Annotated in this window: 13 protein-coding genes; 4 read left to right on the plus strand and 9 right to left on the minus strand. The window is 43.5% G+C overall.

All coding sequences use genetic code 11. From position 1 onward, the window contains the following. Positions 1-48 precede the first annotated feature (48 nt). The 8 genes from nirD to R50345_RS21320 form a co-directional block, all read right to left on the minus strand. Entirely contained in the window at positions 49-369 is a 321-nt protein-coding gene (gene nirD / locus R50345_RS21285) for a nitrite reductase small subunit NirD (RefSeq protein WP_170880354.1), read from the minus strand. 34 nt (positions 370-403) lie between these two features. Continuing rightward, positions 404-2,827, minus strand: coding sequence for a nitrite reductase large subunit NirB (gene nirB / locus R50345_RS21290; protein WP_042129907.1), 2,424 nt, complete (start codon positions 2,825-2,827; stop codon positions 404-406). Between the two features lie 217 nt (positions 2,828-3,044). After that, positions 3,045-3,755, minus strand: a complete 711-nt coding sequence (locus R50345_RS21295; protein ID WP_042129909.1) for a hypothetical protein — start codon at positions 3,753-3,755, stop codon at positions 3,045-3,047. Positions 3,756-4,205: 450 nt separating this feature from the next. Then, positions 4,206-4,955, minus strand: a complete 750-nt coding sequence (gene ric / locus R50345_RS21300; RefSeq protein WP_042129912.1) for an iron-sulfur cluster repair di-iron protein — start codon at positions 4,953-4,955, stop codon at positions 4,206-4,208. Positions 4,956-5,156: 201 nt separating this feature from the next. Next, on the minus strand, positions 5,157-5,888 hold the full coding sequence (locus R50345_RS21305; protein WP_042129914.1) for a hypothetical protein: 732 nt from the start codon (positions 5,886-5,888) through the stop codon (positions 5,157-5,159). A 251-nt stretch (positions 5,889-6,139) separates the two neighbouring features. Next, complete coding sequence (locus R50345_RS21310) at positions 6,140-6,457, minus strand: winged helix-turn-helix transcriptional regulator (protein WP_042129916.1); 318 nt, start codon at positions 6,455-6,457, stop codon at positions 6,140-6,142. A gap of 124 nt (positions 6,458-6,581) precedes the next feature. Continuing rightward, on the minus strand, positions 6,582-6,905 hold the full coding sequence (locus tag R50345_RS21315) for a protein YxiS (RefSeq protein WP_042129919.1): 324 nt from the start codon (positions 6,903-6,905) through the stop codon (positions 6,582-6,584). A 25-nt stretch (positions 6,906-6,930) separates the two neighbouring features. Beyond that, positions 6,931-7,866: a Gfo/Idh/MocA family protein gene (locus R50345_RS21320; RefSeq protein ID WP_042129921.1), complete on the minus strand. Its 936-nt coding sequence runs from the start codon at positions 7,864-7,866 to the stop codon at positions 6,931-6,933. A gap of 166 nt (positions 7,867-8,032) precedes the next feature. Here R50345_RS21320 and R50345_RS21325 point away from each other — a divergent pair, with 166 nt between their 5' ends. The 4 genes from R50345_RS21325 (at position 8,033) to R50345_RS21340 (ending at position 11,028) form a co-directional block, all read left to right on the plus strand. Continuing rightward, the gene (locus R50345_RS21325) at positions 8,033-8,653 is read left to right on the plus strand and encodes a TVP38/TMEM64 family protein (RefSeq protein WP_042129922.1); all 621 of its coding nucleotides are present in this window, start codon (positions 8,033-8,035) and stop codon (positions 8,651-8,653) included. Positions 8,654-8,752: 99 nt separating this feature from the next. After that, entirely contained in the window at positions 8,753-9,739 is a 987-nt protein-coding gene (gene msrA / locus R50345_RS21330) for a peptide-methionine (S)-S-oxide reductase MsrA (RefSeq protein ID WP_042129923.1), read from the plus strand. Positions 9,740-9,877: 138 nt separating this feature from the next. Then, a complete protein-coding gene (locus R50345_RS32010; RefSeq protein WP_042123336.1) occupies positions 9,878-10,276 on the plus strand; it encodes a helix-turn-helix domain-containing protein in 399 nt (132 codons plus the stop codon). Then, positions 10,228-11,028, plus strand: a complete 801-nt coding sequence (locus tag R50345_RS21340) for an IS3 family transposase (RefSeq protein WP_231574208.1) — start codon at positions 10,228-10,230, stop codon at positions 11,026-11,028. The genes R50345_RS32010 and R50345_RS21340 overlap by 49 nt, the downstream gene beginning before the upstream one ends. 79 nt (positions 11,029-11,107) lie before the next feature. On the opposite strand, the gene R50345_RS21345 is transcribed toward R50345_RS21340, so the two are convergent. Next, positions 11,108-12,232: a DUF4349 domain-containing protein gene (locus R50345_RS21345; protein WP_052414679.1), complete on the minus strand. Its 1,125-nt coding sequence runs from the start codon at positions 12,230-12,232 to the stop codon at positions 11,108-11,110. Positions 12,233-12,417: the final 185 nt, after the last annotated feature.

Consider the following 12,417-nt stretch of genomic DNA (forward strand, 5'->3'; position numbering starts at 1 on the left):
CTCCACCCCACCGTTTTCTATTTAATCCTTTACTACAACCTTCGGTGTCTACAAGCTCACTGTCACAATGTCTCCACTAAGGGAGACAGGATAAGTCACAACACTACCTTGATCCGGTGCTTGTACTTCACCCGTGCGAAGATCTATTTTCCAATCATACAGTGGATCATAAAGAAAGTGTCCCGAAACGATCCCTTCAGCAAGCGGACCCCCTTTGGGATGAGGGCTCCGATTCTCCAGCGCATAGATCGCTCCGTCAGAGGTACGAAATACAGCCAGCTCCATATTTCCAGCCACAACTACCCGGCCGATCTGTAACAGGAAATCCTGTACAGTTCCTATCGTATATGTCTGTGTTGCCATTTTCATTGTTTTTCTCCCTTCTGTTTGTGTAATCTATCCGTTAAAGTCTTGTTTCTTCAAAAAGTGCAGTACGTGTGCTGTTGTCATTCAGTATTTTTTTCCAAGGATCTGTGACCTGAGTTAAGGCAAAATCAATCCGCGCCGCAAGCTCTTTACGATTCTCTTCATTGTTGAGAATGACCGTTTGAATCTGTTCTAGCCCCATACGTTCAACCCATTCGGAGGTTCTCTCCAAATAATTTCCGGTTTCACGGTAGTATTGCATCACAGCCGAGCACACTTCAATTAACTCTTCATCGGTCTTCACCTTGCAGAAGGCGTCCGCTATTCGCGGTTTAATACCGCCGTTACCACCGATAAATACTTCCCAACCGCCATCATTACCGACGATACCGATATCCTTCGTGCAGGATTCTGCACAATTACGAGGACAACCGTTAACAGCCATTTTAAACTTCGCCGGAAAATCAAGACGCTCATACTTACGCTCCATAAGAGCGCCCATTCCCATCGAATCTTGTGTGCCAAAACGGCAGAACTGCGAGCCCACACAAGTCTTAACCGTACGAAGAGATTTGGCATAACCGTAACCTGAAGGCATATCCAGCTCTTCCCATACCTTAGGTAAATCCTCTTTTTTCACACCGATCAGATCCAGGCGTTGCCCGCCAGTCACCTTCACAACTTTCACATCATATTTAAGCGAGACATCGGCGATTTTCTTCAGATCCTCTGGTGTTGTTACCCCGCCGTACATGCGTGGTATTACAGTGTAGGTTCCATCCTTTTGAATATTGGCACCCATTCTTTCATTTACAAATCGGGATTCTTTCTCATCTTGATGAGTATCAGGGTTGATCATCCCTAGATAATAGTTAATCGCCGGACGACACTTGGAGCAGCCTTCCTCTTGTTTCCAACCGAGTACATTCATGACCTCTTTTGTTGTTTTAAGACCTTTAGCTGTGATTTCAGCAACAATCTCATCACGGCTAAGCGTTGTACAGCCACAAATACCTTGCTTGGCAGCTTGCTGGAAACTGTCACCCAAGACAAATTCCAGGATTTGTTCTACTACGGGTTTGCAACCCCCACAAGAGCGAGTAGCGCCAGTGCAAGCTTTAATCTCATCCACAGTAGTAAAACCATGTTCGGTGACGGCATCTACGATCGCTTTTTTAGTTACACCGTTACAACCGCAGACAATTTCTTCGTCCGCCATCGTCTCTACGGAAGCACCCTTCTTAGCTCCCCCACCGCAGCATCCCGTTCCCATGACCTCTGTATAAATTTCATCGGTCATTACCGCGCCTTGTTTTACTAACTTTTGCAGATTCGCGGACTCCGTCACATCACCGAACAAGACCGCACCGACAATTACATTATTTTTGAGCAAAATTTTCTTATAGGTTCTCTTCCATTCATCTTTGCTTGAGATCACCGTGTGTTCAGGAGAATCCAAAAACTCACCTGCAGAAAATACATCCACCCCAGATATTTTAAGCTTCGTGGAAACAATGGAACCTTCATAAGGCTTCGTTTCACTACCACATAAATGTTTAGCTAGAACCATGCCTTGCTCAAATAGCGGGGCCACCAGTCCGTAACACACTCCACGATGCTCGGCACATTCGCCGATGGAATATACGTTCTGCATGGAGGTTTGCAGATAATCATCCACTACGATCCCACGTTTTACGGAGATTCCGCTTTCTTTTGCCAACGTTACATTCGGTTTAATTCCGACGGCCATTACCACAAAATCTGCAGCAAGCGTACTGTCATCACTGAACCGCAATCCACTTACTCTCTGTTCCCCGGTCAATTCTACCGTTTGTTTGCCCATAGCAAATTTCACACCTTGACGCTCTAGCTCAGCTTGCAGCATCGAGGAGGCATTCCGATCAAGCTGGCGCTCCATCAGGTCTTCCATTAAATGAACTACAGTAACGTCCATACCTAGGTTCACAAGACCTTTTGCTGCTTCCAGCCCAAGCAATCCCCCGCCGATTACAGCCGCTTTACTATATTGTTTGGCCGCTGCCAGCATCGCATCACAGTCGGAAATATCTCGAAACCCAACCACGCCCTCTTTATCACTGCCAGGCACAGGTAAAATAAAAGAATTCGAGCCTGTCGCAATAATTACTTTGTCGTATGGCACTGACAACCCGTTATCTGCAACAACTTGTTTGGACTCTTCATCAATTCGTGTCACTGTAGTACCCGTGTGCAGGGTAATATTATTGTCTTCATACCAATTCCAGTCGTTTAGGATGATATCATTAAGGGTTTTGCTACCTTCAAGAACATAAGACAACATGATCCGATTGTAATTGGGATGAGGTTCACTTCCAAAGACCGTGATGTCATAAGCTCCACCCAGCTTCAAAATCTGCTCTATCGTACCTATGCCCGCCATACCGTTGCCTACTAACACTAAATTTTCTCTCTTCGCTGTCATGGTTAGGTGCCTCCTCAAGCTTATGAGTACATGCTCAATTTCTCTTCTACATATTGGAATTATACGGTTCAAATTCAAGTCGTCATTGTGATTGCGGTCACTTTAATTGTGAATGTTTTCACACTTTAGTTCGCTAATGATTGTTAGGTATTTTCAAACATAAAAAGCCAGACCAACGATTCTGAAGAACCGTTAATCTGGCTTTGATGTACTATTTTTAGCGTAAAGTTAATAGAATCTCTAAGACATCATGAGGCATAAGCTTCATATCCATCCCATTATCGAGCAGTAGCTTTCCGTTCACCTTCAGCTTCCAGACTTCATTACTTAGCGGGGTATAATCATTAACAGAAAGCACGCTTCTACTACCATCATCCATCTGCACCATACCGCAGCTCTTTAGCAATTCTCTTACAGTTAAATCCTCTTTAAATAACATAATATATGAATGCTGCAAATCTACTTCTACACTTCCGCCGTTCAAAGTCAGCATTACAGTTTGAAGTGGTTCTTGATGGTCCTTAGATTTCGCTGTGAAGACTAGCTGTGAATCATATCCTACAACATTATTCCAATCCGCTTTCCCAATGATTTGACCGTCCATCTGAAGCTCCCAAACCATTCCCGACTCTAGTGAAAAATCCTTTACCGAAAGAATACTTGAGTTATCCTCAGCAAATGTGGCAATATTACTACCTTTCAGTAACTCCATTATTGATATTCCATTTCTGTAGCTCCCACTGAGTGACCTGTCCGATGGTTTGGTAAGCAGTTCTTGATCACCAATCTTAATCGATATCATCGGCCCCTCAGATCCTGCTGCACCATTATTATCATTACTATTAGCATCAGTCTGAGTGGAGCATCCATTTATTATGAATACGATGATTAAGCCTAGCATCAACTTCCACAAATTTCGCGTGGGCATCCTGGCACCGCCTTATCCCGCCTAATGACCCTATAGCGTCTCAGGCTTGTAAAGTTATGTATACTATCTATTTAAGAATAACTTAAACAAGCCTTGTTCTCAAATAAGTAAAAATTCTAGATTCCCTAGAATAGAGTTCTTCTCGAAAATCATATAAACATAGAATTCCTCTATATAGATTATTTTTCTATTCAATACATAATTTTTACATCCCTAGAACAAAAACCGCACACTTGCAGGCTTCCCTTCTTTTGCTCATTCGGCGACATTTCGTTCTCCGCGTTTAAGCATCCTTCCACAACTGGCCAACCTGCCTTCAATTAATCTTAACCATATTTTTCAGGATCATTTCATCTACCTTTTTCAACGGAGGTATCCTCATTGCTTTGCATTGTATAATTTCCCAATAAAAAAAGCCCCCTAAGGGACTCTTTAGAGCTCTATTCGTCTTCACTGGTATCTAGGGAACAATATATTATTCTCCAGATGTACATGTTCAAAAGTCATACTCTCCAGCTCTTCCAGCCGAGCATATGTTAATCGATAGGTCGTACAAGCATGCGCCGGTGGAGTGAAATCATCTGTAACACTACGTATTTTTCTCAAAATATCGCCCGCACCATCATGCTCATTCTCCAGCTCAGACAATGACTCGCGGATTGCTGTCAAGCCTTCTTCAGTAGGATTAGCATCGTACGTCAACAGCTTAGGAAACTCATCTTCTTCTTCTTTAGCCGTATGCGTAAGTAGTTCTTCCTTTAGTGTGTTAAACAAGTCATATAACTCAGCCAGATGAGGAGAATCGCCACCATGCACTCGATACACCTTAGTTACATTTTGGCTAATGAGGGGTAGCTCTTCACGGAGATAACGGTGATGTTTGTTTATGATATGGTCAATTAACTCTTCAGAAGGTGCAGTATTCCAAGCGATTTCCTCTCCGGGTACTGGATACTCTTCGAACAGCTTGTTAAGATCACTGATGATTAGCTCTTGATCCAGACCACGTTCAGCCGCCGCTTCAGCAAGAGGTTTAGCTCCACCGCAACAGAAATCAATCCGTTTTGCCTTGAAATAATCTGCTGCTTTAGGGAACTGCAATACAATATCTCTAACTAGCGCATCTGGGGTAAACCCAGCTTGTACCGATTGTGCTTGCTTCGAATCCGAAATACTATCATTAAGTTGTTTAGTTTCCATTATAGCTCCTCCTTGGGTTATGGGATTAGGTTTTGAATAAATCTTATCCACTTCTTCACCTTAACCCTGAAAGGAACTTTGACTTGTGATTGTACGCACGGAAATTGTATCTTATTTTTGAACGAAATTGGAGATTAATGCACATGCAAAATAAACGCAAAAAAAGCACCTTTACCTACAAAGGTGCTTGTTCAACTCTCTTTATTGCACATAAGCCTGCATATACGTCCGCTGTCCCTTTGAATCCTTCAAATAAGGTCCCAACCCGGCAAAACGCGAGTGATCCATATAGACACCGGTCATCCATCTTCCTTCCGTCAAGCCCCCATTCCATTTAAGGACAAGATCAGGCGCGGAAATCCATTCCTGAAAGACTCGGATATTCTGATCTTTGTATTCTTTACATGGCTTAGACCGCTCAATAAGGTGAAACTCATTAAGATATGTTGGAACGAAATAAGAGGATATCGTATGCAAATCATCATCGTCAAAAAAAGGCTCATCGCCTAAAAAGGGCTTGAATAATACGGTGTTCTCGTACATGGACCAAATTACTGCTTGCAGCACCATGCTCTGGCGAATGCCGTTATGAAACTTATATTGTCGCTCTTGATTCACCGCATTTTCCTCTTCGAGAGGTTCCGTCGACTCCAGACAGTGCCGTTCACAGCCAATACATTTCCAGCCGGTCGGACTCTGAATCCATTTTTGAAAAATAGTTCCGCTATCATTGTTCCCTTTGTAGAGTGAAGAGATAATGCTGTAAGGCACGCCAATCCACGCATCCCATAAGGAATCAGGAAGATGGCTATGCAGCATGAACAACGTCTTGTCATAGATGAGCTGTACTTTGATAGAAGCATTCTCTAGCTCAGCAACATCCTTTTTTCCATACGTTATTTCCCGGGAAAACAGGGTCGTCTTCGTCTTCATCTCCCTCGCCTCCTAATAGTTTTGCTATGCCTGTACTCCAGCTGAGTAGTTTTGAGCAAAAACCAAATACGCGAGCGCTTCCATTCAAGGATCATACAATGTTTTTCTATTATATTACAATTATTTTTAAACTGTGCAAGTTTTTTTCAAGCATAAAGGATTGGAACAAAACTGTCACTGTCTAATATTTAGAAATTGAAAAGCCCTTTTTCCACCATTTCGGAAAAAGGGCCACAACATTACTGTGAATTTTAGTCTACCCAGCTCTCAGCCCAAGACTGAATTTGCTGCATAACAGGCTGCAATGCACGGCCTTTATCTGTTAATTCATACTCAATACGTACGGGTGTCTCTGGGTATACATGCCTAACCAGGATACCCTCACCTTCCAAATCCTTCATCCGCTCGGACAGCATCTTATCGCTCATTGAAGGAATGAGGCCGGAGATATCTTTAAACCGCTTCGGTCCACTCATCAATGTCTGAATAATAAGTCCATTCCAACGTTTGCCTAAGAAAGAGAAGGCTGTTTCAAATCTGGGACACATCGCAAATTGATGTTCTTCCATTGTTCTCACCTCTCACTAGCGAAACTTACTATTAGTTAGTATATATAATATTAACACATTTTAACCTTGATGAACATCGTTTACCAAAAAAAGTTCATCTGACTCTATTATTATATCCCCAATGTCAATCCCCCACAGGTCCTTTAGATCCCCGCCCGGCAATCGCTTCGGTTACGATTTGTGCCAAGTCGTCATTTCCAAATAACGAAAGCACACCCAGGACTGTATCATCAGAAATGTCCCCTGCTTCCTCCGCAGAAACCGTGAGGGAAAGCGCATGACGCAAAGCTTCATTCCCTTCTTGCTGCGGATAGGCCTGCAAATAAAGCGCATGCGGATCGAGGCCTTGATTGACGCACCACTGAGCAAAGACAAGGATCATCATCTCTTCTTCGCGCTTATAGCTTTCGATGATCTGTTCCTCCACTAATTTACGGTTATCCTCCATATATTCTTCTCCTTTCTCGGAGACCTCATTCAGCAAGCTGTGCCGCCAGCATATGACTAGGCAGTACCGCTGAAGCAGCAATGCTGCATTGCTCCGGTGTATTTATATTGCTAAGAAAATCGTTCACCACTCCACTAAAACCTCTTCTATCCAGCACAGTATCCCAGCTTCCAAAGCTTTGAATTTGCGGCTTGGCATCCTTTTTATAAAGAACAGCCTTGTCCAGATCCACCACTTCCACTGATCTGCCATACCCATGTAGCTCAAGCTTCTCCACATCCACGCCAGCTTCACGAATCATACTGTACATCCCTACTGCGCCATGTTTCCAGCTGAGCATTCCAGATGCCTGTAGAAGACGACCTGCTTCATTAGATTGAAGATGATTACGAAGCCGTTCATAATGATCTCCACACAACCACAACAGCAAATCAAGCATATGGATCAAATCATCATGCACAGTTTCGCGGCTGGTACCCGTCTGTAGCTTCGTTCGATGTTTTATCGCACTACAATGGCTAATCCCACCGACTTCCTCAAGCCATTGCTTAGCGGTAACATACATAGGGGCAAAACGGCGATTAAAGCCCACTCCTAGCAAAAGCCCTTTATCTTGTGCTAACTCCGCCATCCTTCTGGACTCTTCAAAATCATAGGACAGCGGCTTATCTACATATACCGAAATCCCATGTTCGAGACATTTTGTTACTATATCATAATGTGTAGTCGTTGGGCTATGTACAAATACTGCATCCAGATCCCAAGAAAACAGCTCATCCAGATTCGTCGTACCTTTAGGAAAACGGTAAGTTTGAACGGCCTGCTCCACCGTTGTCGGTGAATGACTAAGAACACCAACTACCTCCGCATGTTCATGCTGAGAGAGCAGTGGCAAATATACTTTGCGGGCGATATTGCCGATTCCTATTATGGCGACTCTTTTACGTTCAGATGCAATCATTGATCTTCCCCCCTCTCAATACTTCAATAACTCGTTCATTCTCTCTTTGTTCTCTACAAATGCTATTATACCTGCTTCTCATTCTCTGACAATTGATCTTTACTTCAATATTTACTTCTTTTCCCTTATGATGAGATGAATGAGTGGAAGAAGGGGCATATTATCTATGAAGAAATGGTTCTCGATTATTCTTTATGTTTCGGCCACAATCCTTGCGTTTATCTACAGATATGACATCCTAAGCTGGATGAAAGAGGATCATAATCTTTTCAGTTCCATAGGGATTGCAACTTTACTGGCTTTGTTTCCAGTTGTACCTTACAAAGCTGTCATCGGGTTCTTCGGTTATGCTTACGGGAGTTTAGCGGGTGCTATAATCTGCTGGCTGGCTACAAATCTTGCTGCGGCAATCCTTTTTGGCGTTGTAAAATACTTATTTCAAAGCCAGGCAAGAGCTTACTTAGCCTCCATACCCGCGCTCGAAAAGTTCACAGCCGGCATAGAACGACGGCCTTTCGCTTCAATTGTCCTTGCTCGTCTCGTGCCGATCATTCCCCAAACAGCGGTCAACATCTACGCCGGAGCCGCTGGTCTGCCTTTTTGGAGCTATATTGCAGCTTCTGGCATAGGAAAAATACCGGGGATTGCCTTATACGCCTTTCTCGGAGATCATCTGTTGCAGAATCCCGGAAGTGCAATTACAGCCATCATTGTGTATGCCGCAGTACTGATTATTGCTGGACTGAGTTTGCGTCCCCGCTCTCAAGAAGTGAAAAATCATCGTTAGTGAAGAACTATTTGCTCGCAAACTGGCAGGCAGTTAGTATTTGCTTTATAATTAAATTGTGATCTATTTAATTGCATTATGTGAAATGGAGGGATATCAATGAGTGAACATCAGACTAACCATATAAATACCAAGACAGAAAAAGCAACCTTTGCAGGCGGATGCTTCTGGTGCATGGTCTCGCCGTTCGAAGAATTGCCAGGTATCATTAGTGTCGTCTCTGGCTATACCGGCGGTCATACTGTAAACCCGACCTATGAAGAGGTTTGTTCGGAAACGACAGGACATGTTGAAGCTGTACAAATTACGTTCAACCCAGATATTTTCCCTTATAGCAAGTTACTTGAGCTGTTCTGGCAGCAAATTGACCCTACCGACGCAGGTGGACAATTCCATGATCGCGGGACTTCTTACGGAACAGCGATCTTTACCTATTCGGAGGAACAAAAACAACAAGCAGAAGCTTCCAAGGCAGCTCTGCAAGCAAGCGGTCGATTCTCTAGTCCGATTGTAACTCCGATTCTCCCGGCAACCACCTTCTATCCCGCCGAAGAATATCATCAGGGCTACCATCGTAAGAATCCCGGCCACTACAAACGTTACCGTAAAGGTTCCGGCCGAGAAGATTTTATCGAAACTCACTGGACACATAAAGAGGACAAACAAAGCTTGAAAGAACGTCTAACACCACTTCAATATGAAGTCACTCAGAATAGTGCAACAGAATCACCTTTTCGAAATGATTTCTGGGATCACCATGGAGATGGCATTTATGTAGATATCGTATCTGGTGAGCCGTTATTCAGCTCGCAGGATAAATACGATTCCGGTTGCGGCTGGCCAAGTTTTACCCGTCCGATCCGGGACTACGCTGTGAAGGAAAAGACAGACCTCAGTCATTTGATGGTTCGCACAGAAGTACGCAGCAAAGTAGCAGACTCTCACCTAGGTCATGTCTTCGACGATGGTCCCGGAGAAAACGGGCTACGCTACTGTATAAATTCAGCAGCATTGCGATTTGTACCTAAAGAGGATCTAGAGAAAGAAGGCTATGGAGAGTATCGCGTGCTCTTCCAGTCTGCCTAATTTTCAATCTTCTGCACAAAAGAAAAAATATCGTCCTTTTATTAGAAAAGCCCTCAATCCATGTGAAGTGCACCCCTTAGAATAGACATTGGAAAAAACCCCTGGTTTATCCGATGAAATTCTAGGGGGTGCATTTTTATGGCGATTAAAGGACAGAAGTTTAAAAATTACTCAGATGAGATTAAAAAAGAGGCCATTCGTTTACATGTGGAGGAAAGATGGACTTATCGGAAAATTACGGAGCATTTTGAGATACAAGATCAAGGACGGGTAAAGAGATGGATGAAGAAATACCGAGAGCTAGGGGAATTTGGGCTACTAGATCAACGGGGGCGTCGTATTGAATATATCGATCAAGATAGGTATGTTCAAAAGCTCAAACGGGAAAATGAAATGCTAAAAAAGTGTTTGGAAATCTGGATGCAGGAGGTGAAACGCACAAATATAGAGTCATTGAGAACGCTGCAAAAGAGTATGCCGTTAGCAACCTGTGTAAACTCTTTAGGGTCTCTAGAAGTGGATACTACGCTTTCCTGAAGCGCAAAGGAACAGATCGGGATCAGGAAGCAAAGGCGCTCATTCAGAAGGTCTATGAAAGGTATGAAGGAGTCTACGGTTATCGCCAAATTCAATTGTTCTTGCTACAAGACCACGGGGTTTGGATGAATCATAAGAAGGTACTCAGAATTATGCAGGATTTAGGCATTCGTTCGAGGATCCGCCGAAAACATCGTTGTAATTATGCTACTTCTGAAGGAGACCGTGTGGCGAAAAATATTTTGAAACGGGATTTCAAAGCGGATGCTCCCAACCAAAAATGGGTGACAGACATTACGCAATATCGTGTAGGCGAAAAGTGGCTCTATCTTTCTGCGATTAAAGATTTATTCAATAACGAAATTATCGCTTATCAAATGAGCGCTAGGAACGACAACGAACTGGTTCTCCGGACCTTTGAGCAGGCGTGGAGTCAGCAAAAAGACGTGACTGGACTGATCGTTCACAGCGATCAGGGATTCCAATACACGTCTCATGCATACCACGACATGCTGCCAAAGGTTGGGGCCCGAATCAGCATGTCTCGCCGAGGCAATTGTTATGACAACGCCTCTATGGAGAGCTTCTTCTCGCATCTCAAAACGGAAGGACTCTATCCTTATGATATCCGAAATATGGATGAGGCACAAAGGAAAATTGAAGATTACATTCGATTTTATAACCAACATCGGCCACAACGAAGGTTAAATAAGCTGCCTCCGGTAGAGTACCGGAAACAGCTTATTGCCTAGGGTCTTTTTTCAGTGTCTATAAAATGGGGGCTTGACCAATGTAATACCTTGGATTGAGGGCTTTTTAATTTCATAGCGCCTACTCTTTCTCTGAGTCCTTATTAGCCTTCAGATCATCTTCTGAAGCTGCCTCCTTGATCTCTTTTGCCGCAGGAATGATTTGCTCTCTGTTCAGCTCCTTATTTCGTTGACGCATCCTCTCGGTCTGCTGCTCCCGACGCTCGCGAATATTTTTGCGGGAAACTAGAACGACAGCTAGGATAATGGCTACTCCAATTAGTATCGGTAACGCTCCTGCAAGGATAACGACAATCCACTGAAACATAACAGATAGTGCATTCAAGCTTCCTTTTAGAGCATCTGAAGCACGTTCCAGTAACGGTCCTTGCTCTTCCTTCTCTTTGACAGCAATGCTTTCATCCGTCTGATACACTCTCAGTTCTACTGTAGAGAATGATACATTCTGATTAATATATCTCATTCTACCTTTAATCTGCTCAATGGTTTCCTGAATCGAACCAAGCTCGTTCGCGAAGGCGACCAGATCCGTGGATTTCGTTGCTTTTTTCATAAACTCTGTATATTGTGCTTCCATTAACTGCTTGGCCTTCAAACGCGACTCCAGATCAACATACTCTTCAGAGACATCTTGTCCTTGAATGCTGCGCTGTAGAGATTCGTGTTTTACTTGTTCTAATTTATTCAGAAAAGGGGAGAATCCGGAGGCAGGCACCTTAAGGATAAACGTCCCACCTTGCTCGTACTGCGACATATTTTCATTAAACTCAATAATATATCCATTTGCCATGGTTACTAAATTACGTATTTCAGTCTGTGCTTTTCCATAGTCTTCTACTTCCATGTTAAGATTCGCTTTATAGATCAGCTTCTTGTTCAAGCCCGCTACTACATCACTACCAGTAAATCCTGCACTTGCTTGAATTGTATTGTCTGGTGTGGATCCCTTTACAGCCAAGTTATCGCCGCCGCCACCTGTTTCTGTCTCAGGAGCTGCCGCGGTACTCTGGTCCGCAGATGAGGCCATCGAGCTTTGCGTTTGTACCTCTGCTGCTGCATTGTTACTCGTACTACCATTTTCTTTTGCCGAACTATCTGCCGCTGAATTCCTATCCGCTGAGCCACACCCCGCCAAGACCACCGTAAGAATTAATAAACATAAGTAATGCAGACCCCATTTGCGCATTCTCATTCCTCCAAAAATGTAATAGATACCGCTTGCACGGATCATAATATCGTTCCGGAATGTCTTGTTCTAAGCAGATCTCTTCCGTCACTCTATACTATGACGTTCCAAAACTTGGAAGGTTGCACTTAAAAATGGAATGAAAAACAGTTTCTTTTGAGTTATGCTCTCTAAACAGAACAAAA

The organism is Paenibacillus sp. FSL R5-0345, assembly GCF_000758585.1.
Taxonomy (GTDB): Bacteria; Bacillota; Bacilli; order Paenibacillales; family Paenibacillaceae; genus Paenibacillus_AQ.

Coding starts and splice junctions, on each gene's coding strand:
- nirB (WP_042129907.1), bottom strand. CDS start 2,827: ATGACAGCGAAGAGAGAAAATTTAGTGTTAGTAGGCAACGGTATGGCG.
- R50345_RS21315 (WP_042129919.1), bottom strand. CDS start 6,905: ATGGAGGATAACCGTAAATTAGTGGAGGAACAGATCATCGAAAGCTAT.
- msrA (WP_042129923.1), top strand. CDS start 8,753: ATGAGTGAACATCAGACTAACCATATAAATACCAAGACAGAAAAAGCA.
- R50345_RS32010 (WP_042123336.1), top strand. CDS start 9,878: ATGGCGATTAAAGGACAGAAGTTTAAAAATTACTCAGATGAGATTAAA.
- R50345_RS21305 (WP_042129914.1), bottom strand. CDS start 5,888: ATGAAGACGAAGACGACCCTGTTTTCCCGGGAAATAACGTATGGAAAA.
- R50345_RS21345 (WP_052414679.1), bottom strand. CDS start 12,232: ATGCGCAAATGGGGTCTGCATTACTTATGTTTATTAATTCTTACGGTG.
- R50345_RS21320 (WP_042129921.1), bottom strand. CDS start 7,866: ATGATTGCATCTGAACGTAAAAGAGTCGCCATAATAGGAATCGGCAAT.
- nirD (WP_170880354.1), bottom strand. CDS start 369: ATGAAAATGGCAACACAGACATATACGATAGGAACTGTACAGGATTTC.
- ric (WP_042129912.1), bottom strand. CDS start 4,955: ATGGAAACTAAACAACTTAATGATAGTATTTCGGATTCGAAGCAAGCA.
- R50345_RS21325 (WP_042129922.1), top strand. CDS start 8,033: ATGAAGAAATGGTTCTCGATTATTCTTTATGTTTCGGCCACAATCCTT.
- R50345_RS21310 (WP_042129916.1), bottom strand. CDS start 6,457: ATGGAAGAACATCAATTTGCGATGTGTCCCAGATTTGAAACAGCCTTC.
- R50345_RS21295 (WP_042129909.1), bottom strand. CDS start 3,755: ATGCCCACGCGAAATTTGTGGAAGTTGATGCTAGGCTTAATCATCGTA.